Annotated in this window: 18 protein-coding genes; 10 read left to right on the top strand and 8 right to left on the bottom strand. The window is 53.4% G+C overall.

The annotated features are described in order from the left end of the window. Positions 1–57: 57 nt before the first annotated feature. Positions 58–1,509: a pyruvate kinase gene (gene pyk, locus KZZ10_RS00090; protein ID WP_259659458.1), complete on the bottom strand. Its 1,452-nt coding sequence runs from the start codon at positions 1,507–1,509 to the stop codon at positions 58–60. 123 nt (positions 1,510–1,632) lie between these two features. On the opposite strand from pyk, the gene KZZ10_RS00085 reads away from it, so the two are divergent. After that, a complete protein-coding gene (locus KZZ10_RS00085; protein ID WP_259659457.1) occupies positions 1,633–2,889 on the top strand; it encodes a Zn-dependent hydrolase in 1,257 nt (418 codons plus the stop codon). Between the two features lie 3 nt (positions 2,890–2,892). Here the strand turns inward: KZZ10_RS00085 and KZZ10_RS00080 are convergent, their stop codons facing one another. Continuing rightward, positions 2,893–4,749 carry a phosphoenolpyruvate carboxykinase (GTP) gene (locus KZZ10_RS00080; RefSeq protein WP_259659456.1) on the bottom strand — a complete coding sequence of 619 codons (1,857 nt, stop codon included), beginning with the start codon at positions 4,747–4,749 and terminating at the stop codon, positions 2,893–2,895. A gap of 226 nt (positions 4,750–4,975) precedes the next feature. Here KZZ10_RS00080 and KZZ10_RS00075 point away from each other — a divergent pair, with 226 nt between their 5' ends. The 3 genes from KZZ10_RS00075 to KZZ10_RS00065 all read left to right on the top strand — a co-directional run bounded on the left by KZZ10_RS00075 (position 4,976) and on the right by KZZ10_RS00065 (position 8,159). Further along, positions 4,976–5,302 carry a hypothetical protein gene (locus KZZ10_RS00075; RefSeq protein ID WP_259659455.1) on the top strand — a complete coding sequence of 109 codons (327 nt, stop codon included), beginning with the start codon at positions 4,976–4,978 and terminating at the stop codon, positions 5,300–5,302. 133 nt (positions 5,303–5,435) lie between these two features. Continuing rightward, complete coding sequence (locus tag KZZ10_RS00070; RefSeq protein WP_259659454.1) at positions 5,436–7,028, top strand: MBL fold metallo-hydrolase; 1,593 nt, start codon at positions 5,436–5,438, stop codon at positions 7,026–7,028. 216 nt (positions 7,029–7,244) lie between these two features. Further along, entirely contained in the window at positions 7,245–8,159 is a 915-nt protein-coding gene (locus KZZ10_RS00065) for a TauD/TfdA dioxygenase family protein (protein ID WP_259659453.1), read from the top strand. Here KZZ10_RS00065 and KZZ10_RS00060 read toward each other — a convergent pair. The 6 genes from KZZ10_RS00060 to KZZ10_RS00035 all read right to left on the bottom strand — a co-directional run bounded on the left by KZZ10_RS00060 (position 8,143) and on the right by KZZ10_RS00035 (position 13,994). Continuing rightward, entirely contained in the window at positions 8,143–8,970 is an 828-nt protein-coding gene (locus tag KZZ10_RS00060; protein ID WP_259659452.1) for an aspartate dehydrogenase, read from the bottom strand. The genes KZZ10_RS00065 and KZZ10_RS00060 overlap by 17 nt on opposite strands. A gap of 51 nt (positions 8,971–9,021) precedes the next feature. Next, positions 9,022–10,002, bottom strand: a complete 981-nt coding sequence (locus KZZ10_RS00055; protein WP_259659451.1) for a tripartite tricarboxylate transporter substrate binding protein — start codon at positions 10,000–10,002, stop codon at positions 9,022–9,024. 50 nt (positions 10,003–10,052) lie between these two features. Next, the gene (locus tag KZZ10_RS00050) at positions 10,053–11,426 is read right to left on the bottom strand and encodes an MmgE/PrpD family protein (protein WP_259659450.1); all 1,374 of its coding nucleotides are present in this window, start codon (positions 11,424–11,426) and stop codon (positions 10,053–10,055) included. A gap of 69 nt (positions 11,427–11,495) precedes the next feature. After that, complete coding sequence (locus tag KZZ10_RS00045) at positions 11,496–12,227, bottom strand: class I SAM-dependent methyltransferase (protein WP_259659449.1); 732 nt, start codon at positions 12,225–12,227, stop codon at positions 11,496–11,498. Next, entirely contained in the window at positions 12,220–12,711 is a 492-nt protein-coding gene (locus tag KZZ10_RS00040) for a 3-isopropylmalate dehydratase small subunit (RefSeq protein ID WP_259659448.1), read from the bottom strand. The genes KZZ10_RS00045 and KZZ10_RS00040 overlap by 8 nt, the downstream gene beginning before the upstream one ends. Positions 12,712–12,725: 14 nt before the next feature. Then, positions 12,726–13,994, bottom strand: coding sequence for an aconitase/3-isopropylmalate dehydratase large subunit family protein (locus KZZ10_RS00035; RefSeq protein WP_259659447.1), 1,269 nt, complete (start codon positions 13,992–13,994; stop codon positions 12,726–12,728). Between the two features lie 93 nt (positions 13,995–14,087). Here KZZ10_RS00035 and garD point away from each other — a divergent pair, with 93 nt between their 5' ends. From garD to KZZ10_RS00005, 6 genes are all read left to right on the top strand, one after another. Then, a complete protein-coding gene (gene garD, locus KZZ10_RS00030; RefSeq protein WP_259659446.1) occupies positions 14,088–15,656 on the top strand; it encodes a galactarate dehydratase in 1,569 nt (522 codons plus the stop codon). A gap of 6 nt (positions 15,657–15,662) precedes the next feature. Beyond that, the gene (locus tag KZZ10_RS00025; protein WP_259659445.1) at positions 15,663–16,316 is read left to right on the top strand and encodes a nucleotidyltransferase family protein; all 654 of its coding nucleotides are present in this window, start codon (positions 15,663–15,665) and stop codon (positions 16,314–16,316) included. Between the two features lie 61 nt (positions 16,317–16,377). Next, entirely contained in the window at positions 16,378–17,592 is a 1,215-nt protein-coding gene (locus KZZ10_RS00020) for a pyridoxal-phosphate-dependent aminotransferase family protein (RefSeq protein WP_259659444.1), read from the top strand. Next, positions 17,589–20,627, top strand: coding sequence for an FAD-binding and (Fe-S)-binding domain-containing protein (locus tag KZZ10_RS00015; RefSeq protein WP_259659443.1), 3,039 nt, complete (start codon positions 17,589–17,591; stop codon positions 20,625–20,627). Before KZZ10_RS00020 ends, KZZ10_RS00015 begins: the two co-directional genes overlap by 4 nt. A 214-nt stretch (positions 20,628–20,841) precedes the next feature. Next, on the top strand, positions 20,842–21,726 hold the full coding sequence (locus KZZ10_RS00010; protein ID WP_259659442.1) for a phenylalanine 4-monooxygenase: 885 nt from the start codon (positions 20,842–20,844) through the stop codon (positions 21,724–21,726). 22 nt (positions 21,727–21,748) lie between these two features. Further along, positions 21,749–25,826: non-ribosomal peptide synthetase (locus KZZ10_RS00005; protein WP_259659441.1), on the top strand; the 4,078-nt coding region annotated here is incomplete at its 3' end.

The following is a 25,826-nucleotide window of genomic DNA, read 5'->3' as shown; positions in this document are numbered from 1 at the left end:
CTCTGGTTTATTTTCTAGTTTTATAGCACAGGGTTACACGCGCAGTGAGTAGGGTTTCTAGGATGCATCCGGCTCATCGCCTATCCAGGCGATTCGTAACAAGTTCGTCGATCCTGGCACCCCGAAAGGCGTTCCAGCTATGATCAAAAGCGCTTGTCCTGGCTTGCCAAAACCATGCTTATCTGCCGCCTGCGTCGCGCGCATCACAATTTCTTCCGCACTGTCGACATCGGCGGCCTGTATTGAGTGGACCCCCCAAACCAAAGAGAGCCTCCGCGCAGCGGCCGCGACCGGCGTCATGCTCAGGATAGGCGCGCGGGGTCGTTCATGCGCCACACGCAAGGTCGTAGCACCTGATGAGGTGTAGGCTACAGTGGCCGCAACGGGCAGGGTCTCTGCAACAGTGCGAATCGCTGCAGAAATCGCATCACGTGCGTCATTCTTTCTGTGCGAGTGCACGGCATCCATCATGATCCGCTGAAGAGGGTCCAATTCCGTACTCTTCAGGATGCGATCCATCATGTTGACCGCTTCGATCGGATAGGAGCCCGAGGCAGATTCTGCCGAAAGCATCACTGCATCCACGCCGTCGTAAACAGCGGTTGCGACATCACTGACCTCCGCCCGAGTCGGAACAGGTGAAGAAATCATGGACTCAAGCATTTGGGTCGCCACGATCACTGGCTTACCAGCCTGTCGACATGCGCGCACAATTCGCTTCTGAATAACGGGAACATCTTCGGGCGGCAATTCAACACCTAGGTCACCCCGCGCAACCATCACACCATCGGCTGCTGCAACAATCGCTTCTAACGACTCAATCGCGGAGGGCTTCTCTAGCTTAGCCATGACCCATGCGCGATTGCCCACGATCGCTTTTAGCTCTGCAATATCTTCAGGACGCTGCACGAAAGACAATGCAATCCAATCGATACCAATACTTAAGCCAAAATCTAAATCCTCTCGGTCCTTCGTCGTCAGTGCCGATAGGGGCAAAATCGCGCCAGGAACGTTAACGCCTTTGCGGTCTGAAATCACCCCGGCGTTTAGTGCCTCCACATCTGCAAACGTAGGACTACAGGAAAGTACGCGCAACCGCACCTTGCCATCGTCAATCAACAAGTCGTCGCCGGCCTTGATAGCGGCAAAAATTTCTGGGTGCAACAACGGCACTCGGGTTAAGGTGCCAGGCGTCGGGTCTAAATCCAGTCGCAGTTTTTGTCCGATAGCCAAAGAGAGCTTGCCATCGACAATCTTACCTAAGCGCAGTTTTGGACCCTGCAAGTCCATCAAAATGCCTACAGGACGGCCGACGTCGCCCTCGATTTGGCGAATCGCGTTGTACCGCGCCTGATGATCAGCATGGGTGCCATGACTAAAATTCAAGCGAAAGACATCCACACCTGCGTCAAACAGCTTTCGAATCATTGCTGGGTCACTACTTGCGGGACCAAGAGTGGCTACAATTTTGGTGTTACGGTCGCGGTGCGAAATCGCATCGAGTTTCATGTATCGGGGCCTTTAACGTATCGGTTCGATTTGCTGGATTAATTCGGTTTAGTCGGTGATTTCAGGCATACTGTTGCCACCATATTACCTGTCCCCAAAGATAAACACTATTGGAGTCTTACTATGTCTGCTGTTGCCCAGAATTCATCAACCACCTTGCGTGTTAACGGCAAGCGTCTCTGGGACTCCTTAATGAAACTCGCTCAAATTGGAGCAACTCCAAAGGGAGGCGTATGTCGGCTAGCACTCACCGATCTAGATCGACAAGGGCGAGACTTTTTCGTGGCTCAAGCCAAAGCAGCAGGCTGTACGGTTCGTATCGATGCCATAGGCAATATTTTCGCGCGCCGCGCGGGTCGCAATAACGCGCTTCCCGCAGTTTCCACGGGCAGCCATATCGACACACAACCCACTGGGGGAAAGTTCGACGGCAACTATGGGGTACTGGCTGGCATAGAAGTCCTACACACCCTGAACGACGCGGGCATTGAGACCGAGTCCCCCTTAGAGGTCATCGTCTGGACTAACGAAGAGGGTTCGCGATTTGTTCCAGTGATGATGGGCTCCGGTGCCTTTATTGGTGAATTTAAAACGGCCGAGATTCTAGGGCAAAAAGATAAAAATGGGATCACCGTTGGCGAGGCATTAAACGCAATTGGCTACGCCGGAAAGGATGTGATCGATCCAAAGACTTTTGGCGCCTATTTCGAAGCACATATTGAGCAAGGCCCCGTACTGGAAGCGAATGACATCACGATCGGCGTCGTCACCGGAGCGCTGGGACAACGTTGGTTTGATGTCGTTGTCACAGGCTCGGAGGCACACGCCGGTCCGACCCCAATGGCCTTACGTCAAGATGCACTGCTTGCAGCTTCACGCATGATTCAAGCCGTCAACAGCATTGCACTAGATCATGCACCTAATGCCCGCGGGACCGTCGGGATGTTAGACAACTATCCGAATTCGCGTAATGTGATTCCCGGGACAGTAAAGTTTTCAGTCGACTTCCGTGCAGATACTGATGCAACACTGACAAAGATGGTCGAAGAACTACATTCACAAGCAAACACTATCGCCACGCAAGGAAAGGTCAGCGTCGACATTAAACAAGTGGTGTACTTTCCTCCACAAGCGTTCGCAACTGAGCTCGTAGGCGCTGTGCGCAGCGGCGCCAAAACGATTGGCTTAAGCGAAATGGATGTGGTGAGCGGTGCTGGGCACGATGCGGTGTACATGGCCCGGGTCGCGCCCACAGCAATGATATTTGTCCCATGCAAGGACGGTATTAGCCACAACGAAATCGAAGATGCCCGCCCAGAGCACCTCGAGGCGGGCTGCAACGTGTTGTTGCATGCGATGCTAGACCGCGCCCGCCACTAAAAATTAGCCAAGTCGTGACTCGAACGCAGCTCTGATTTTCAAGAGATGCGCCGGGAGTCCATGCGCTAATTTTTCAAAGAGCTCATCGTGTAGCTTGAACTCTTGCTTCCATGCGCTCACATCGATCGATGTAATCTTCTTAAACTTGTCCGCGGAGAAATCCATGCCGGACCAGTCGATGTCTTCATAGCGTGGCGTAATACCAAATACATGCTCGTCGCCTTTAGCATCACCCTCGATACGCCCGAGCATCCACTTAAGAACGCGCGTGTTGTCGCTAAACCCAGGCCACACAAACTTACCGTTCTCATCGGTGCGGAACCAATTGACACAGAAAATCTTTGGTAATTTTGTGCCCGTGCTTTGTAAACGGTTACCCAGCGATAACCAATGCTCAAAGTACTCAGCCATGTTGTAACCACAGAACGGTAGCATCGCAAACGGATCTCGACGCACAACACCCTGCTGCCCAACCGCCGCTGCTGTGGTTTCTGAACCCATGGTGGCGGCCATGTAAACGCCTTCGGCCCAGTCACGCGCTTCAGTGACAAGCGGCACAGTCGTCGAGCGACGACCGCCAAAAATGAACGCATCAATTACAACACCAGAGGGGTTATCCCACTCCGAATCCAACACTGGGTTCTGCGTTGCTGAAACGGTAAAACGTGCATTGGGATGCGCCGCTTTGATACCCTTCTCTTTCGCGGACTCCGGTGTCCAATCACGCCCTTGCCAATCAATGCAGTGCGCGGGGGGCACCTTCGTCATGCCTTCCCACCACACATCGCCATCATCGGTCAATGCAACGTTTGTAAAGATTGTGTCTTGCTTAAGCGTAGCCATGCAATTGAAGTTTGACTGCTCATTCGTACCTGGCGCCACACCAAAATAACCAGCCTCAGGATTGATCGCGCGCAGGTTGCCTTGTGCGTCAGGCTTGATCCAAGCAATGTCATCACCAATCGTCGTAATCTTCCAGCCTTGCTGAGCGAGTCCTGCAGGAGGAATCAACATTGCAAAGTTGGTCTTCCCACAAGCAGAAGGAAACGCTGCAGCAACGTGATACTTTTTGCCCCAGGGCGCCTGGACACCGAGAATCAACATGTGCTCGGCCAACCAACCAACGGACTTGTCATTGGCTTCGCGCCGCCCCATGGTCGACGCAATACGCAGAGCGAAACATTTCTTGCCAAGCAAGGCATTTCCGCCATAGCCTGAACCGTAAGACCAGATTTCGCGGGTCTCAGGGAAGTGCACAATGTACTTGGTCTCGTTGCATGGCCAAACCACATCCTTCTGACCAGCGGCCAGAGGTGCACCAACAGTGTGCACACAAGGGACGTACTCCCCGTCCGTGCCAAGAATGTCATAAACCTTCTTGCCCATGCGCGTCATCATGCGCATATTGACGACAACGTAGGGGGAATCGGACAACTCGATACCAATCTGAGCAATCGGAGAGCCCAAAGGCCCCATCGAGAAAGGAATCACGTATAACGTGCGGCCCTGCATCGCGCCTTCAAAAAGTTCGTCCAGCTTGACGCGCATCTCTGCTGGCGCTATCCAGTTATTGGTTGGCCCCGCGGCATTTTTATCTTGACTGCAAATGAACGTCCGGTCTTCAACACGCGCCACATCATCGGGAGACGAACGCGCCAAGAAAGAATTGGGACGCTTTGCCGGGTTGAGCTTGAGCAGCATCCCAGTTTGCACCATCTCCGCACACAAGCGGTCATATTCCTCTTGGGATCCGTCACACCAGACAACTTTGGCGGGTTTGACTTTGGCAGCGACTGCGGCCACCCAATCTTTCAGACCTTGATGACGGACGTACTCAGGAGCGTTCAATGAGAGATTCATGTCAATGTTTCAGTATTACGACAGGGTTAAAACTCGATAGCCGGTAATGTTAGCATCGTAGACAACCCGAACAAACCGATTCCCCGCCGAAATATGCGTATTTCTGCGACGTAACATAAAGTCAATAGTTAACAACTTTTAATGATGCTTTATTTGCAATATAAAAGAACATAGCCGAATAAGTTTCATTTTTTATTAACTAAGAAAATCTTTCTGGCGTGACGCAATGACCCACACTTCTGCACCTAGTTTCGCTGCCCTCTACTTGATCGCCTCCGCACTAACCCTAGCCTGCACAGTTGCGCACGCGCAACAGCCCTTAATCAAAAACGGGGCTTGCCCGAGCGGCTACCACACAAGCGGCAACTACTGTACACCCTCTTCGGGCTCCGCTAAGCCTGCAATCGCTAAAGTTGGAGCTTGCCCCTCCGGCTACCACACCAGCGGCAACTATTGCTTGGCCAGCAGCGCCTCGAGCAAACCGGCAGTGATTAAGTCCGGCAGCTGCCCGAGTGGCTTCCACACGAGTGGGGCTTATTGTTTGCGTAACTAACTCGGCTTGGCTTATGGCAATACCCTCCGCTCGAAGGGTATCAACCAAGCATCTCCTCCACTACGCTTTTCACTGCAAAAAAACTAACTCAATCGCACAACTTTTCCCTTTAACCTTTAATAAATTTGCGATTATGGCTGCTTGTCACTATTTTCTTAGGCCCGACGTCGTTGTCGAACCACTGATTTCTCGTTGGTACGCTTGGTCTCATATGGTGTCGCCAGCGACGGCCTGCCTAAACATCGCGTACCGCTATTTGCCTTTGATGGAGTCGTTCATCTCGGCGCCAAGCGCTCACGTAGCAGCTTGCAACGATCCCAAACTGCGCGGAGGTCCTTTTGTTGACCTCCCAGTATCACGCGCCCAAGAGATCACAGAACTTATCTCCACATCAAAACATGAACTAACGGAGATGATTCAGTTTGGATCGGACTTGCGTGGTGCTTTGCGTCTGTTAATGAAAAATGCAGATGGCCATAGCATTGAAAAGTTCTATCAGGAAGCACCAGAAAGCATCAAAGGATATGTCGAATTAACTTACTCGCTCGCGGGCTCGCCGGATATCAAAGTTTTCGAGGCTCTGTTATACGCGAAAGGGGTGCATCGGCCAGACACTCAAAGCGCATTGATGTACCAGGTTAAAGACGACTCCAGACCGTTTGCCATGAGCACGCCGCGCTTGCCGTCGCCCAGCGCGCTTGAAATCAATCAACCCTTTAGCTCAGAAGTCTACGACTTTTTAGCAGAACTGCGCGCCGCACCAAAGTCCTTAGACGAAATTACACAGGCACTTTCAGTTCCAGAAGAAAAAATTGAGTTGTTACTCAGCCTCCTGACTGAACATCCGACTCAACGACCCATCCGACAAGCTCTCAATAAGACACGATGGCGCTACTTTGGTCATGCCTGTGTATTAGTCGACACCCCGTCTGGGGTAACCATTCTGCTTGATCCCTTCGTTGCCTACCATCGAGAAGGGGATAACAATAGGTTCACGTTAAACGACCTTCCAGATCACTTGGATTTTGTAGTCTTAACGCACAATCATGCTGACCATGTATCGATCGAAACATTATTAGCGATCAGGCACAAAGTCAGCACCGTCGTTGTCCCTTCTAGTGGCAGCTCGTTAGCCGATCCCTCGTTAAAACTGATGCTCGAATCGATTGGGTTTGAAGACGTGATCTCTCTTGAGTCTTTCCAGGACCTCTCAAAAGAAGACTTGACGCTGACAGCGCTTCCATTTTTGGGCGAGCACGGTGATTTAGACATTCGCACCAAAGCCGCGTGGCTAGTTAAATCAGGGGCTGAAACTTTGCTCTTTGCAGCGGACAGTAACAATCTTGAGCCCAAGCTCTACGACCTAATCAGAGAGACCTACGGAAAAATAGCAACGATTTTTATTGGAATGGAATGCTTGGGGGCACCTTTTAGCTGGTCTTACGGCCCCTATCTCCCCATGGCGGTTGATAGAAAAAAAGATCAATCTCGTCGCTTAAATGGGTCAGACTTTGAGAGGGGCATGAAAGTCATAGAAAGTCTTTGTTGTGACAAGGTTTATGTATATGCCATGGGCGCAGAGCCATGGATGCAGTTTGTCACGAGCATTGATCCCTCCGAGGAGAGTGTCCCCGCAGTCAATGCGCAACAGTTAGTTGAGCACTGTTTGTCAATGGGAATAAAAGCAGAGCGATTGTTTGGTTCGCGCGATAGTTACACCGACTGAAGTTGCATGACTGATCGCACACAGCTGCCCTTAACCCATTTGACAAAAAATCACTCTCCCAGTCTTTGGCGGACCGAGATTGTTTACTTCAGCCCTACCAAGGATTCAAAGCAGAGTGCACGAGATAGTAATTTGGTTAACTGGCAGCTGGTTTCTTACAAATTTATTGCCAGTAAAGTGCACGAAATCATGGTCACTAGTACGTAAATAGCTTGTATGATCGTCCAAAACGGACTAGTTGGAGCCATGCGTATGACATTGCACTTCAAACACCTGCATCCAAGCTTCATGGCTGAAGTCAGCCCTGTGGATTTAAGAACCTTGACCGACCAAGGGACGCTTGCATCGATCAGAGCAGCCATGACAGAGTTTGGCGTCTTAGTTTTCCATGACCAGCACTTTAGCTACGATGACCAAATTGATTTCGCGCAACGCCTCGACGGCGTGCTGCACAGCAAAACATCCTCCTCAGTTCTAAGCAAGAACCGCTTTGGCAACGAAGCCTTGACCGACATTTCAAACGTCGGCCAGGACGGCAACATTCTCGAAGCAGCCGACCGTCGAAGGATGAATGGCATTAGCAACCGCATCTGGCACACCGACGCCTCGTTTGAAGAACCGGCAGGTCGCTACTCGATGCTCTATGCCCGAAACATTCCCCCCGTGCGTGCCGACACAGAGTTTGCCGATATGCGTGCAGCCTACGACGCGCTAGATGCGGGTACGAAGGCGACTATCGAAGATCTTCACGCTTATCATTCGATCGTTTACTCCCGCCACACCATGGGCTTTGATTTTTCGCCCGAAGAAAGCGCAAAGCTCCCCGGGGCAACCCATCCGCTTGTCAGAAAGTTTGCTGACTCAAACAGAAAGTCCCTGTACCTCGCGTCACACGCAGCACACATCACGGAATGGCCCATCCCAGAGGGACGCTTGCTGCTCAAGGATCTGATCGAACACGCGACGCGCAGAGAATTTTTATATAGCCATGAGTGGGCGCTCGGTGACCTGGTTATCTGGGACAACCGGACCACTATGCATCGCGCTCGACCCTTCGATGACAAGGCTTACAAGCGTGAACTCACACGAGTCACCACGCTTGATCTGCCTCTTGCTATGTCCCCACCTTAAAGCCAGACTGCATCTTGCGCAGCAGAGCGATCACGCTCTGCGCAACAATTCGACCGGTCTTAGGGTTTTCAGAGGGGATGTTCTCCATCGTCATGGTGAATTTCGCTGAATCGGAATCCACCACGATCGTGTGCGTATTGCGCACGACACCTGGGTCAGCCCAGATTTCTAGCAAGGTCTTTTCTGGGCCCACTCCGGCTAACGCCAACGCCACAACTACATTCAGGTTTGCAGGAAAGCCCTTGGCTGCGTCGCGTGCATTCCCCTCAAACACCTTCTTGGCTTCAGTTAAGCCCTCGATGCTGATGTTATTCTCAATTAGGTGAGGTGCGCCAGCCAGGCCGTTCGGTGGTTTGCGCGTGACCATGCGTACGGTGTGAATCGTGCCCTCGGCCGCCGCGATCATGGCGTCTAAGCCTATCAATGCGCCTGTAGGAACATGAATCACACCACCCTGCGTCTTGGCGGCCTCGATGAGCTCTGGATGAAACAGAAGCGCACCCACAGACAACACCACCACTTGCTTCTTTGCATTTAGAAATGGCGTGATGATCTCAGACAATAAGGCCGCGGGTGCACACTCGATCACCAAATCGGCCTCGGGCTCTAGCTGGGCAATGGTCAATACCTTGACTGGATGCGCAAACGAAGAAACAAAACTCGCCGCCTTGACATGATCCTTGGCCGAGACGGCCGTCAAGACCACCCCCGGTATTTTGCCGGCAGCTAGACTTTGCGCGATCGACTTACCGATGGCGCCAAGACCTGCAATGGCAACACGCAATGGCTTCGAGGCTTGTGTTTGAGACATAGTTTTACAACCTAAAGAAAAAATGAAACAAGAAATTTTTATCCAACAAATTTAATCAATCTTCATATTTGAAGACTTCACGATCTGTGCATATTTTGCCACCTCTGCACGGATGTGCTCACCAAACGCAGCCGGAGTGCCTCCGATAATCTCAATGCCACGCTCAGCTAGATTTTTCTTGATGGCAGGATCCTGCAACACTTTGTTGAGTGCCGCATTCATTGTGGAAATCGCAAGCGGTGAGGTCGCAACCGGGGCGATGATTCCATACCAAGAGTCCGTCTCAAACTTCGGGAGACCTTGCTCCGCAATGGTTGGGATTTCTGGCGCGAGAGGTGCTCGGGTCAAATAGGTAGTCCCAAGCGCCTTTAGTTTGCCGCTGCGAATGTGGGCGATAAAATCCGGCAGATTTCCGAACATCAGATCGATGTTACCCGCCAACAAGTCAGTCAGCGCAGGGCCCTGTGCCTTGTAAGGCACATGCACCATATCGATTCCAGCCATCGTTTTGAGCATCTCACCCGCAAAGTGCGGAGTCGTGCCATTACCGAAAGATCCGTAGGAAAGTTTGCCTGGATTCTTCTTGGCGTACGCAATCAACTCTTGCAGAGTATTTATGCCCAAGCTGGGCTTGATTGCGAGCACGTTGGCTGTCTTAGCCAGCAAAATCACTGGCGCTAAATCATCCACTGTCTTGTAAGGTAAAGCCTTGACGAGCGTCTGGTTGACGGTGAAGCTATTAGCCACCCCACCAAAGGTGTGCTGATCAGTAGCCTTGGCAACCGCATCGACGCCGATGACTGTCCCCGCTCCAGGCTTGTTCTCTACGATCACTGGATTAGCGAGATCGCGCCCAACTTCAACAGACAACAGTCGCACCACCGCGTCGAGGGTGCTCGCGCCACCCGGGAACGGAACAATCATGCGGATCGGCTGAGTGGGCCAAGCTTTCGCCGGGGCCGTCTGTGCGTGCACCATGCCGGATGTCATCGCGAGCAATGAACATGCCGTCACCAAGAATTTATTCTTCATTAAGCGACTCCCCTTTGTTTGACCGAGCGAACATTTGACATCACAACTCCTTAAGCTTTTCCAGAAACTAACGCCATCAACGCGCCGGCGTCACGTGCACGATCCAGCGACCACACCGCATCGATCAAGGGCTCAACCTGAACACCTGATTTCCCATACGAACAGAGCGCGCGTAATTTCTCTTCAATCTGTGCGTCGGTCAGCGGCTTGCCCGTCGAGCCTTGCGGAACCTCCACGGTACGGCTCAAGACAAAACCGTCTGCCCAGTGGACTCTGACTGTCGCGGCTTCGACACCATACGCGCTATCTTCGATAAAGCAAACCTTTTGACCCAGCGCCTGGAGAGCGGGATCGGCAACAGCCTCATCACTAAACTCAGCCAGTCCTGCCCGCCCTCGCACGAGCGAAACAGGTACCGCATGCTGCGCACTCACCTGCGACTCTCGGCCCGTTCGGATACCAGGGCGATCGGTACGCTGCTTCAGTAAGGGGCGACCTACTAATTCAATACGGGAAATGTTCTGCACCGAACGCTGCACAAACTGTGCATCGCTGGCGATGTCCAAACAGGCATCAATCACAGGGTTAAGCACAACGCCACAAGGGTATGGTTTGTACGTATTCTGCAAGAGCTCCCATCGACGTCCTAAGTCTGATACCACCGCATCGAAATCCGGTGCATCGCAGGTCACCGGCATAAAACCACGCACTCCTTCAATCGGGGCCTTAGGCCCATCAAAATTCTGCTGGGCAAGTAGTGCTGCAATCATTCCGTTTCGCGCTGCGTTACCCATACTCACGCTCTTGGCCATCGTGCCAAGCGACTCAACCAAGCCCCCCGCTTGTACAGAGGCAGACCCAAGCGCCCAAAGAGACTGTTGCTCTGTCAGGCCTAGCAAGCGGGCTGACGCACATGCCGCACCAAATACTCCGCAGGTCGAGGTAATGTGCCAGCCACGCGCGTAGTGCCCGGGCGACACCCCGTTCCCAATACGACACTCCACTTCTGCCCCAACGATGAAGCTCAAGAGTGCCTCAGCACCCGTCACCGCGCGCGCTTGCGCCCAAGCAAACACTGGGGACGCCACCGGGGCGGTAGGGTGAATAATCGTGGGGATATGTGTATCGTCAAAATCAAAAACGTTTGCACCTATCGTATTAAGCGCTGCAGCGGTGAGCACATCCATCCGCTCGGCACGACCAATAATCGTTGCTTGTTGCGAATTAGAAAACGCACCATATACGCGCAGCGCTTTCTCAATCGTGGGGTCATAACAAGCTGAAAGCGCGGTTGCAAAGTAGTTCAATAAAGAACGCTTCGCTTCATGTCGCACTTGTTCGGGAACGTCATTCCATTCAAACTCAGCGGTGAATTTTGCTAGTTGGCGCGAGACATTTGGAACTGCCTTAGCTACGGGACTCATCAGCATTCTTCTTTTCTTCGTTATTCAAACTTTTAGACAACAGCGTGCATTCAAACTACAGCCAAGGCGCTATGAATTCGCGACAGCAGAGATCACGAGCTGTCGGCCATAGACCACCTGATCCGACAAGGCCTGCGACCACAACATACGTAAGCTCTCGGAATCCGCCTTGCGAAACTGACGTCGCGCATAGTTTTTCACGATCCAACCTAAACCATGTTCCCAGGCTCGACGCGGTTTGGGTTCATCCACATCATGTACAGAAATTTCTTCAAAACCATTCAGGCCCAACAACAACCAAAGCTGAAAAAGTCCGAGACTCAACCAAGGCATATGGGGTTCTGGCGTATCGTTTTGCGCGAACCAAGAGTAAGACCTGGGATAACCTTGGATCATGTGATTGACCCGCGCACCAACATAATTCGGATTAGGTACGGACAACACGAAACGTCCACGAGGGCTTAAATGTTGCCGTACGCTCTGGACAAAACTGCCCGGATTTTGCAAATACCCCATTGCCTCGCAGCAAACAATCGCATCGTAACGTCCAAGTTCTTTAGGGACGCCAGCGTTGAAATCTGCGCGAACGAATAAGCCATACCCCTGGGGAGCCGGTGAGTAAAAATCAATTCCATCAATAACGACGGGATGTCGCAGCGCATTGAGCAACCATCCGTCACCACAACATATATCCAACACTCTGCGCGGCGCAAAAACATTCAACGCATCCGCGACCGCACGCCGATGCGCCTTGCTACCCGTCATTGTGTGCGTCAGAGGATCTCTCATGACATCAACCATGCTTGCTCTTGTTCACAATGTAAGGGACGAGTCCTTGTGCATCGACAATCGCCTGAATGACAGGCGGCAATGGCGGCGTTTCAAAGCGCTTGGCATCAAAGAAAAATGCACCCATAGCAAGGTCCACATCAATACGATCTCCTGTACTCACCGCGGCGACGAGCTCCGGACACTCAAACACCGGCAGTCCAATGTTGATCGCATTGCGATAAAAAATGCGTGCGAAACTTGTCGCTACGACGCAAGAGATTCCGGCTGCCCGAATCGCAATGGGCGCGTGTTCTCGGGACGATCCGGAACCAAAGTTTCGACCCGCCACAATGATGTCACCCGCCTTGACGCGTCGCACAAAGTCCGGATCTAGCCCCTCCATGCAATGCCCAGCAAGCTCTTCAGGACGTCTTAACGTGAGATATCGGCCAGGAATAATCGTATCGGTATCGACATTGTCACCATAACGATGCACACAAACGGATGAAATCATGGACTGTGACCTATTTAGATAACCGCAAGCATACTTGGATCAACGATCTCGCCGTTGACGGCTGCCGCTGCAGCAACCCATGCGTTGGAAAGATAGACACGCGAATTAGGATGTCCCATTCTGCCTTTGAAATTACGGTTTGTCGTGGCGATAGCCGTTTCACCTTCCGCAAGTACCCCCATGTGGCCGCCAAAGCAGGCTCCGCATGTAGGCAACGACACTGCAGCACCTGCCGAGGCAAACACCTCGAGCAGCCCCTCTGCTGCCGCTTCGCGGTAAATCGCATTAGTGGCTGGCACGATGATGACCCTGACGTCGCGACTAACTTTTCGCCCGCGCAACACTGAAGCCGCCTGCCGAAGATCGGTCAAAGTTCCGTTAGAACAATTCCCGATGTAAACCTGATCGACTTTCGTGCCGATTAATTTAGACAGCACTGTTCCATTTGCGGGGGATGGCGGCACGGCCACCAGCGGCTCCAGCGCATCCAAGTCGATCACACGGCTCGACTGATAGTGCGCATCAGGGTCAGGCGCCACCGCTGAGCGTGCTCGCCAGCCATGCGCTGCGGCAAAGGCATGCACTTGCTCGTCGGCCTCGAAGACACAGGTCTCGGCACCGGCTTCAACAGCCATATTCGCGACAGCCATCCGCTCATCGACATTTAAATGACACAGCCCTGGCCCCCCAAACTCAATCGACAAATTGGATGCACCATCCGAGCCAATCGCAGCAATCAACGACAGAATGATGTCCTTGCCCGTCACGTACGGACGAGGCGAACCCACGATATCGATGCGCATTGACTCTGGTACCTTGACCCATAACTCACCAAGCGCCATGGCCGCGGCCAAGTCGGTTGAACCAAAGCCCATCCCTGACGCATTGAACGCGCCCGCGGTACAGGTGTGGGAATCAGCGCCAAAGACTATCCCCCCCGGGCCAATCATGCCGATCTCTGGCAACAAGGTGTGTTCAATCCCGCCGTTACCCGCGTCGTAGTAGTGCTCAATTCCAAATTGGCGTCCAAACTGCCTGAGCAAGCGGATGGACTGGGCGCTAATGATGTCCTTTGCAGGCGAAAAATGATCGGCAACAAGCACGACCCTGTCGGGATACCGCGGGCCAGCCTCTTGCATGCGCTCAAGTTGCTCAATCGTAATGGTGCCACTCACATCATTAATTAATACAACATCCGGAGACACCATTACGATGTCCCCTGCCTTGGCAGCACCCGACTCCGTGTGCGCTGCGTAAAGCTTTTCGGTCATGGTTTGACCCATATTTTTCCCCAAAAGGTTAAGCTCATAGCTAACCAAGCATCCTATTCAACCAAACAACGGCCCGCAAAACAAGCCGTTTTGACATCTTTGAACATGACAGCCCCAAAGCCGCCAAGTAAGCCTCACCTTATTCGCATGCATCCTCGCGACAACGTAGCCATCGTTGGCAATGACGGTGGCCTCGCGGCAGGCACTACGATACCTGATGGCCCCACTCTCAAAGACAAGGTGCCGCAAGCGCATAAAGTCGCCTTAACAGACCTGACCGCCGGTCAGCCCGTGATCCGTTACGGGGTGACGATCGGCTATGCACTTAAGGATATCGCAGCAGGAAGCTGGGTGCATGAAAAACTATTACAGATGCCGTCGGCCAGAAATTTTGAGAACCTGCCGATTGCCACGATCAAACCCCATCAAACTGAACCCCTGACGGGCTTTACCTTCGAGGGCTATCGCAACGACGACGGCTCAGTTGGCACTCGCAACCTATTGGGCATCACGACCACCGTGCAGTGCGTCGCCGGCGTGGTCGAGTTTGCCGTGCAGCGCATCCGCAACGAGTTGTTACCACGATACAAAAATGTGGACGATGTGGTGGGACTTGAGCATAGCTACGGGTGTGGCGTGGCGATCGACGCCGCTGAGGCCATCATCCCGATTCGCACCGTACGCAACATTAGTTTGAATCCAAACTTTGGTGGTGAGGTCATGGTGGTGAGCCTTGGGTGCGAGAAATTGCAGCCAGACCGTCTGTTGCCACCCGGAAGCTTCCCCATCAAAGACGATCGAAGCACGAGCGTCAATACGATTTGTTTACAAGACGCTGAGCACGTTGGGTTTATGTCGATGATCGAAGCCATCATGCGCGAGGCAGAGATTCATCTAAAGCGACTGAATCAACGCACGCGAGAGACCGTTCCCGCCAGTGCACTTGTCGTGGGCATGCAATGCGGCGGAAGCGACGCATTGAGTGGCGTGACGGCAAACCCTGCGCTCGGCATTGCGGCAGATTTACTCGTGCGCGCTGGTGCGACGGTCATGTTTAGTGAAAACACCGAGGTGCGCGACGGCGTCGATCAACTGACTGCTCGCGCGGCAAATCCTGACGTTGCGCAAGCAATCATCGACCAGCTCGAGTGGTATGACAACTATTTGGCACGCGGAAAAGTCGACCGTAGTGCGAACACGACCCCCGGGAATAAGGCTGGCGGCCTATCGAATATTGTCGAAAAAGCGATGGGATCCATCATCAAAAGTGGTTCCGCGCAGATATCAAGCGTCTTGGCGCCCGGTGAAAAACTTGGCGCTGGGCAACGCGGCCTCGTCTATGCCGCCACTCCAGCGAGTGATTTCATTTGTGGCACGCTACAACTCGCGGCAGGCATGAACCTCCACATCTTTACAACGGGACGTGGTACGCCCTATGGGCTGGCTGAGTGCCCTGTGATTAAGGTTGCGACCCGAAGCGATCTCGCACGGCGGTGGCACGATTTGATGGATGTGAATGCAGGTCGCGTGGCCGATGGTGAACTATCAATCGAAGCGCTGGGCATGGAGATTTTCAAACTCATGCTTGAGGTCGCAAGCGGCCGCAAAACCTGGGCCGAGCAATGGAAGATCCACAATGCACTGGTCTTGTTTAACCCTGCACCGATTACCTGAACCAAGATGGCCACTCTGCACCCCTCACACGTCGCAGCCGTTTTATTGACGGGCGGGCAAGGCTCGCGACTTGGCGGCTGCGCAAAGAGCCTCGTGCAGGTAAATGGCAAGCCTCTGGTTCTGCGCCAGCTGGAGGCGCTCCATGCAGCCGGCATCCAACAGATTGTCGTCGTCACGGGCTTCTTCCACGCAGAGGTCGAAACCTTGCTGAGGACCTCAGCCGCTACCGCGGCGTGGGCGCAGACCGTAAGAGTTGTTCGAAATCCAGCACCTGAAAACGGCCAACAATCCTCTGTCCTGCACGGTCTCACAGCGTTGGCTGCGCCTTACGAGCTCACCTTAGTCGTGTTGGTTGACCAACCGCTCATGACTGCACAAGACTATCAGGAGTGTATCGAGGCATATAACGGTCGACCTCCTCGCACCTGCATCGCGTACCCACGAGTGGACGGCAAGCGCGGTAACCCTGTTGCCTTGGGTCCTGAGGCGGTGCAAGCAGTGCTGGCCTCCGGTGACACCTGCCGAGCGTATATCGAGAGCCACGGGGAGCTCGTTCATCAATATCCCAGCCAAAACGGCCATTTTCTGGCTGATATGGATACCCTGTCGGATATTGAAAACCTCCGTCAGCAAACCGGACTAAACCTCCAATTACCTTAGTGTTTTAGCCCCTCGCAGCGTCACATTGTGGTAATTTTCCCCTATTCTCGACGGAGCAAACATGCTTAAGCTTAACTTTCATCCGACTGGCCGCCACTTTCTACAGATCCCAGGCCCCAGTCCTGTGCCGGATCGCATCTTGCGCGCCATCAGCTTGCCGACCATTGACCATCGCGGGCCCGAGTTTGGCGCCCTAGGTCTGAAAGTTTTGCAAGGCATGAAAGACATCTTCAAGACCAAACATCCGGTCGTAATCTACCCAGCCTCCGGTACGGGCGCATGGGAAGCAGCTCTGACCAATACGCTGAGCCCCGGCGACCACATTTTGATGTTTGAGACAGGTCAGTTCGCCTCGTTGTGGAATAAGCTCGCCACACGACTTGGCCTCAAGACCGAGATTTTGTCTTGGCAAGGGACGGATGAGCATCTGCCCAACGCACCAGGCTGGCGTCGCGGTGTTCAAGCGGACTTGATTCATGCACGCCTGCTGCAGGACAAGAATCATGAAATTAAAGCCGTCTGTGTCGTACACAACGAGACCTCCACGGGTGTCACCTCCAACATTGCGGCTGTTCGTAAAGCGATGGACGATGCCAAACACCCAGCGTTGTTGATGGTCGATACGATCTCAGGCCTTGCAAGTGCAGACTTCCAGCATGATGCGTGGGGCATCGATGTCTCCATCAGTGGTTCGCAGAAAGGCTTGATGCTGCCTCCAGGCATTAGCTTTAACGCTGTGTCCCCGCGTGCGATTGAGGCCTCGAAAACGGCCAAGCTTCCCCGCGCCTTTTGGGCTTGGGACGAAATCATTGAAATGAATAAGGATGGCTACTGGCCCTACACGTCGAGCACCAACCTGCTCTATGGTTTGTCTGAGGCGCAGGACATGCTCGCCGAAGAAGGCATGGACAAAGTCTTCGCTCGCCATCAGCGTTGGGCGGCTGGCGTTCGCGCAGCTGTGACGGCCTGGGCCTTGCCGATTCAGTGTGCTGACCCTACCGTGTATTCGCCTATTTTGACTGGCGTCATCACACCCGTTGGCGTCGATGCAGATGCGATTCGTAAACTTATTCAACAACGCTTTGATCTGTCTTTAGGCACCGGACTGGGCAAGCTGAAAGGCCGCATGTTCCGTATTGGCCACTTGGGTGACAGCAACGATCTCACCTTGTTAGCCACTCTCGCTGGTGTTGAGATGGGCTTAAAGTTGGCAGGAGTCAAACTTGCTGGAAGTGGCGTGAACGCTGGTATGGACTATTTTGCAAAGAACGTATGAGCGCAGTTCTCGCACCGCAGCCCCCAAAGCCGATCGTCTTTCATCGAAAGCAAACGGCTAGCGCCTCAGCGCTTGCCACACGTCTTGCCACGGAAATTCGTGGCGACGTGTTGTTTGATGCGGCAAGCCGCGGACGTTACTCGACCGATGCCTCGATCTATCAGATCACACCGACTGGGGTAGTCGTGCCGCGCGATCAAGCCGATGTGTTGTGCGCGCTAGATGTCGCGCGTGATCTCGGTGCAGCTGTGTTGTCACGCGGCGCTGGCACAAGTCAATGCGGGCAGACAGTTGGCGAAGCACTGATCATCGACAACAGCCGATGGCTTTGTAATGTAATTGACTTCGATCCCCAGGCGTGCACGGTAACCGTCGAGCCCGGTATTGTTCTTGACCATCTCAATGCGTGGTTAAAGCCGCATGGCTTGTGGTTTCCGGTCGACGTATCGACAAGCGCACAATGCACGATCGGCGGCATGGCGGGCAATAATTCCTGTGGCTCGCGATCCATCGAATATGGCAACATGGTTCACAACGTGTTGGGTATTGATGCCATTCTGCCAGATGGGACGCAAGCGTACTTTGGTTCCTTGAATGCGCCTGTATCGGGCTCTCGGATGCAAGGCATCCTGGATCAACTCAAACAGATCGCAACAAGGGAGCGTGGCGAACTCGCTGAGCGCATTCCCAAAGTGTTGCGACGCGTAGCGGGTTACAACCTCGATTTATTTGATTGTCAGAACCCACGCGCCTACACCGACGATGGCGTAGCCAACCTGTCGCATCTCTTGGTTGGTTCGGAAGGCACGCTCGCATACAGCCGTCAGATTACGCTCAAGCTAAGCCCTCTGCCAGTGCATAAAACCTTGGGCGTGGTGAACTTCCAAAGCTTTTATCAAGCAATGGACTCGGCACAGCACATCGTTAAACTGAATCCGACAGCAGTCGAGCTTGTTGACCGCACGATGATTGAGCTCGCTCTTGAGAATCCCGCCTTCCGGCCCGTGATCGAGAAAGCACTGATTGGAAAGCCTGCTGCGATCCTGCTCGTTGAGTTTGCCGGCGAAGAACAGTCCGGATTGATTAAGAAGCTCGATGAACTCGACACCCTGCTGTCAGATCACGGCTTACCTAATTGTGTCGTCAAGATGCCTGAGGCCAACGCACAAAAAGCCTTATGGGATGTGCGCAAAGCGGGCTTGAACATCATGATGAGCATGAGAGGTGACGGCAAACCCGTTTCCTTCGTGGAAGACTGTGCGGTCCCGCTTGAAAATCTGGCCGAATACACCAATAGATTGACCGAAGTGTTTCATCGCTATGGAACCGAGGGCACTTGGTACGCGCATGCGAGCGTGGGCACACTGCACGTTAGACCCATTCTAGATATGCGCCGCGACGGCGCACAGAAAATGCGCGCAATCGCTGAAGAGACTGCAGCGCTTGTGCGGGAATACAAAGGCGCCCTTTCGGGTGAGCATGGCGACGGTTTGTGCCGCGGCGAATGGGTGGCGTGGCAATATGGTCCGCGAATCCACCAAGCCTTCGCCGAGATCAAAAATCTTTTTGATCCAGATAACCGCTTTAGCCCTAACAAGATGATTCATCCACCCAGAATGGATGATCGTTCTAATTTCCGTTTTGCGCCGGGCTATGGGGTGGCCAATATTTCAACCGCACTCGACTGGTCTAGCTGGAATGTGTTGCGCGACCCGCTGACTGGCGTCGAGACTGCACCTGGCACCGGAGTCGATCCAAGCAATGGGCTGGCCTCTGCTATTGAGATGTGTAATAACAACGGTCATTGCCGCAAATTCGATGCCGGCACCATGTGCCCAAGCTACCGAATCACCAAAGACGAGCAACACGTCACCAGAGGACGCGCCAACACCTTGCGTCTGGCCTTATCCGGACAACTTGGGTCGGATGGCTTAGCAAGCTTAGAAGTGAAAGAAACGCTGGACCTATGTGTATCCTGCAAGGGCTGCAAGCGCGACTGCCCCACAGGCGTCGACATGGCCAAGATGAAGATCGAGGCCCGAGCAGCTTGGGGTGCAAAACATGGCACCAGCCTGCGTGAGAAGTTAGTCGCCTATATGCCTCGCTATGCTGGTGCAGCCGGGCACGTTGGAGGCGTACTGCACGCGCTTGAGCAGACACCTGTGCTTGGCGCCGCGGTAAAGAAAATGCTGGGGTTTGCTGCTGAACGCTCTTTACCTGTTTTCCGTCCTAGCTTTTTAAAGGCGATACAGAAATCAGCACAAAGCAATACATCAACAGGCGCGTCTTCAGCGGTCAAAGAAGTTCTATTGTTTGTGGATACCTTCAACAATCACATCGATGTTGAAAACGCACAGGCTGCACAGCAAGTGCTTGAAGCTGCGGGTTATACCGTGCACTTCAACACCGTCCCGAACGAACGACCCCTCTGCTGCGGCCGTACTTTCTTGTCTGCAGGATTGGTCAAACAGGCTAAACAAGAAGCGCGTCGCGCCCTGGATGCACTCACCCCTTTCGTAAAACGCGGCGTGCCCATCGTGGGTTTAGAGCCCTCTTGCCTATTAACCATGCGCGATGAGTTCTTGCAATATGGTTGGGGTGAAGAAGCCAAGGCTTTGAGTGAAAGCGCCCTTCTATTTGAGGAATTCCTGGTCCGCGAACATAAAGCGAATCGGCTCAGCCTTTCGCTCTCAGCCATTGATACCGATACCGTGATGTTGCACGGTCACTGTCACCAAAAAGCATTCGATGCCTTGACACCTGTGCAAACCGTGCTGAGCTGGATTCCAGGGGTGACAGTCTCAACAATCGAATCATCGTGCTGTGGTATGGCTGGAAGTTTTGGTTACGAGGCAGAACATCACGACGCATCACTTGCCATGGCTGAGCTTGCTCTGCTACCAGCAGTGCGCAAGCGCAAGCCTAACTCTGTGGTGGTCGCTGATGGCACAAGTTGCCGTCACCAAATTCATGATGGCGCACAAACAGAGGCCATACACACAGCCCGTCTGTTAGCCCAAGCACTCAAGTCTTAGTTCTATTCTTACGCCCGCGCGGTAGAACTCTAGACTTGAAACATCGCCCAAATAACTAAGCAAAACTTTCTTTTGTAGCATTCCCTTCGTTCGATGGGTATACGCAACACTTAGCCTCAGCTAAAAAGTTGTCACTCGCCTAACGACTTTGCACCCCCTCCGTGGGTCGGGCCTCGGGTGCACACAAACGTATAACCCTGACGCCATGACGGCTATGACGATCGCAAAGCAAGAAGAACACCATCTAGACCATGACGGCATGCTGATTGCACAGGACTGGGCGACCCGCTACTCCGAGACATCACATGCAACATGGGCAAGCCTGATCAATTCAATGCAGGAACTGTCTGCTAAGACTTCGTGCTCCAAGCTTCTTCAAGGCCAAGAGGCCATTCGCCTAGATACCAAGCACATCCCTAAGTTTAGCGATCTTACCGCTCAGCTCTCGCGCTCAACGGGTTGGGAAGTGACGGGTGCACATGGCTTCATTCCAAACGAAATATTTTTTACTGAGTTGGCGAACAAAAGGTTTCCGATGGCGTGTGAAATTCGATCGCTCGATGGATCGCAATTTCAGGAATATCCGGATCTGTTTCACGATATATACGGGCACACGGCAATGCTCATGTATCCCGAAGTATCTAAGCTTATGCAGTCTAGTGCGCGCGGCATATTGAAAGCCATCAAAATGGGGCGTCAAGATCTAGTCAAAAAAATTGCTGCCGCGTATTGGTTCACGCTCGAGGTCGGTTTAGTTAAAGAGCGAGGGAATATAAAAGTGTATGGCGCCGCGGTCGCTTCATCGCCTAAAGAAATTATGTTCGCAACAGAAGACAAAACGCCAAACTTAATCCGCTTTGATCTCGATCGGGTGATGAGAACTGACTACAACATGTTGGATCTTCAACGCACTTATTTCGTCCTTGAGGACATCACTGAACTAGAAGATTTGGCACAACAAGATTTCTTTGAGCGCGCACTTCGCTTAGAAAACATGCCTACGCTTGCGCAGGGCGTAATCGATGCAAGCGACGAGATTATTCAATTAGGCTCGGACCGAAGCCTAGTCATACCCACAAATACTGTCGAGGCGATTTGATGTACACGCCGATCGAAGCAGCATGATTAACGGCGAGCTACTGCCGTTAACTGATGCACAGTTAAACATCTGGTTTCATCAACTGATTGACCCGAGAGCGACTGGCTACAACATTGGTCAGTCGATAAGTTTTAGGGGCCACCTAGACTTAAAGCGCCTTGCCTTTGCACTCAAAGCAGTTATCGACCGTTTCGACAACCTGCGCTGCCGTTTCGTGGTGATAAACGACGAACCGTTTCAGATCATCGACGAAGATGTGACAGCGCCATTCCTGACATGGGATGTACGAGATCAAAGAGACCCCGCGCTGGCCGCACAAGAAATTATTACCGGAGAGTTTGAACAAGCCTTCGATTTAAAACTGGATCGCCTTTGTCGCTTCGGTTTGATACAAATTGCCGATGACCAGTGGGAATGGTTCTGGGTCATGCACCATTTGGTCAACGATGGCTGGGGCTGCCAAGTGGCCATGCAGTACATGGCCGAGGTTTATTTGGATTCGGCAGCCTCAACCAAGCCCATAGGCGTATCTTGGGCTCAGACGGTTAGACGCGCACTCGAATACCGAGGCAGCGAGACTTATCTAAAAGATCGACAGTATTGGCAATCAAGGCTAGAGGGTATCGAGGCAAACTGTTCACTCGCAAATCGCCCCGTCGCTGTTCATGCACCCGATATACCCGCATCGTATAGCACTCAGCTTTCTCGGGAACAGTACGATCGAATCGTTGCAACGGGGCACCGCTTAGGTGTCACCCCCTTTGCTGTGTTAACCGCAATCTATGCAATCTATCTGTCGCGCCTGACGGGCAAGTTAGATATTTGTCTTGCTATCCCCGCCTTAGGACGCGACACACAAGCTCGCTTAGCTGGCGGGATGATGTCTAACCCCGTAGTACTCAGAATTGCAATAGCGCCTCAGGACAGCTTTGCTGACGTCGTGCAGCAAACATCTGCTGCCATGCGTGGCGTGCTGCGTCACAGTCGCTATCCAATAACTGACATCAATAAGTTGCATATTGCAAATCGAGAGCTGGTTCCTTTTAATTTAGAGATAAATCTCCTGAGCTTCAATTTGAAGCTCAATTTTGGATCTCTGGCGGCTCAGTTAAAAACGTTGAAGACTGGCCCCGTAGGTGAAAGCGCCTTACGAATTTATGACAATCTCGATGACGGGCCCGTTGAGCTTAGGTTTGAATACGAGCCGGACTATCTCAGCGAATCATCGGTCGTCAAGCATCTAGATCGATTGACCGAATTATTTCTCAATCTACCCGATGACGATACGGCAGTCGCCTCAGTCAAAATAATCAGAGATATAGAGTTTGGCTCCGTTCTTGAGCTATTTCGAGGGAAACACTCTGCTATAGATCAATCCCATTCGACGCTCCCCGAGCTCTTTGAGCAGCAAGTCGCCCGCACGCCTGAGGCCACAGCACTCGTGTTCGATGGGGACAGTCTCACGTACGCGCAACTCGATGCGCGCGCCAACCAGCTTGCGCGTCACTTAATTAGCCTAGGCATCGGCCCCGAGCAGATCGTGGCAATCGCGCTCCCACGCTCCATCGAAATGGTCGTTGCCCTTATCGCAGTGCTTAAGTCCGGTGCAGCCTACCTGCCGGTTGACCCAGACTACCCCACCGCACGCTTAGCCTTTATGCTCACCGATAGCGGTGCGAGCTTACTCATCAGCCAGGTCGGTGTCATTCAAGAAGCGCTTGACACACATCGTCTCAATGCCTCACAGACCTCGAACGTTACGCTTGCAGTGCTGCAGCTAAATGACGCCGCCACTCAAGTCACTCTTGCCACGCTTGATCAAGCACCTATCACGCAAGCCGAGCGAATTACACCGCTCACCCCGCAGAACCTCGCTTATCTGATCTACACCTCAGGGTCGACTGGAACACCTAAGGGTGCTGGTAATACGCAATTAGCTCTTATCAATCGCTTGGATTGGATGCGATCCGAATTGCAACTAACATCAGTTGATCGTGTACTACAGAAGACTCCCTGGTCCTTTGATGTTTCGGTATGGGAGTTTCTATTACCTGTTTTTAACGGCGCAACACTCATCGTTGCTAAACCAGAAGGTCATAAGGATCCACGATACCTTGAGCAGTTAATTCGTGAACAAGGGGTTACCACCCTGCACTTCGTCCCCTCGATGCTCGATGCCTTCTTGGCGTCAAAGAATAATCATGACGCACTACCCATCAAACATCTTGTCACAAGCGGCGAGGCCTTAAGTGGATCGTTACAACACGAGTGCCTCAATAAGCTACCAAACACACTACTCTGGAATTTTTACGGTCCTACCGAGGCCGCGATTGATGTCACGTACTGGCAGTGCAGAAAAAGTGACGGATTAGATACACCTCCCATCGGCTACCCCATCTGGAACACGCAGATCTATATCCTCGATGCAAGTCTGAGTCCTTTACCAGTGGGCGTTGCCGGCGAGCTCTACATCGCAGGCGCGGGCCTCGCGCGTGGCTATCTCGGTCGTGCGGGGCTCACCGCTGAGCGCTTCGTGGCTAACCCCTTCACGCCAGGTGCCCGCATGTACCGCAGCGGCGACTTAGCGCGCTGGACCGAGGACGGGGTACTGGAATACCTCGGGCGGGCGGACGCGCAGGTCAAGATCCGAGGCTTTAGGATTGAGTTGGGCGAGATCGAAGCAGCACTCGTTGCCATCCCCGGCATCGCTCAGTGCACCGTGCAGGCCCGAGGCGAGGATGTGGCTAAGCAGCTGGTGGCGTATCTCGTTGCGAGTTCAGATGCGGTTGTAGGCACAGGTGCAGATGTCTCCATCCCTGAGACAGCGGTTATTCGTAGCGTTCTGTCCAGTACCCTGCCCGACTACATGGTGCCGGCCGCCTTCGTGGTGCTCGACTCACTACCACTCACGCCCAACGGCAAGCTCGATGTGCGTGCCCTGCCCGCGCCCGAGATCACGGGCGAAGGCGAGTACCGAGCTCCTGTCACTGAACACGAGCAACTCGTGGCCAACCTCTTTGCTGAGCTCACAGGCGCCACACGTGTTGGCTTAGACGATAGCTTCTTTGCGCTAGGCGGCCACTCGCTTCTCGCCATGCGCCTGCTCTCACAGCTGAGGACTCGCACCGGGCTTGAGCTTGCGCTACGTATTCTCTTTGAGCAGCCCACCGTTGCCGGGGTTGCTCAGGCACTTGACCAAGTGCAAGCCGAAGCACAGGCGCTTGCCGCAAGCGGTGCGGTGGCAGTCTGGCGCCCGCCCATTATCCCGGGTCAAGGTGTCGCTAATCCTGAGGCGGATGGAACCCAACGCGTACTCTCCTACGGTCAGATACGACTCTGGACGCTTGAGCAGATTGAAGGTGCGAGTGGTAACTACAACATGCCTGCAGCGCTCAGGCTCTCGGGTGCATTGCAGGCTCAGGCGCTAGGGCTTGCCTTGCGCGATGTGATCGAGCGCCATGAGCCGCTGCGCACGGTGATCGCAAACGAGGACGGAGAGCCCCGGGGTTATGTGCGATCGCTTGATCGCCACGCTCAGATTCTTGAGCAAGAGGATCTGAGCGTACTCAATGAAGCTGAGCGTACCGAGGTGCTTGAGCAAACCGTTGCTCGCGATGCAACTAAGTCCTTTGATTTAAGCCGCGATCTGATGATCCGAGCTCGCTTGATCAAACTCAGTGGTGACCAACACGTACTCACCCTAGTCATGCATCACATCGCGGGCGATGGCGTCTCGATGGGGGTGTTCTGCAAAGAGTTAACACAGGCCTATGGGGCTCGAGCACAAGACCAAGCACCTGGCTGGACTCCGCTCGCTGTATCCTACGCAGACCATGCCGCCTGGCAACGGGCATGGTTAGAGGACAGCGGCGAGCTCGCGCGTCAAAGCCAGTCCTGGCAAGCGCAGCTCGCAGGCATTCCCGAGCGCTTGAGCTTGCCGACCGATCACCCCAGAGAGGCGGGTCGCAGCCGCGCTGCGCGCTACCTGCCCATTGAGATCAGTGCACAGACCACTGCTCAGCTGCTAGTTCTGGCCAATCGGCATCAGACAACGCTCTTTACTGTGCTCATCGCTCTCTACGGCACTCTACTTGGACGTC

This window comes from Zwartia hollandica, from assembly GCF_019923725.1.
GTDB lineage: Bacteria > Pseudomonadota > Gammaproteobacteria > Burkholderiales > Burkholderiaceae_B > Zwartia > Zwartia hollandica.
The sequence above is the reverse complement of the archived record's forward strand: the minus strand, read 5'-3'. Positions and strand labels throughout refer to the sequence as shown.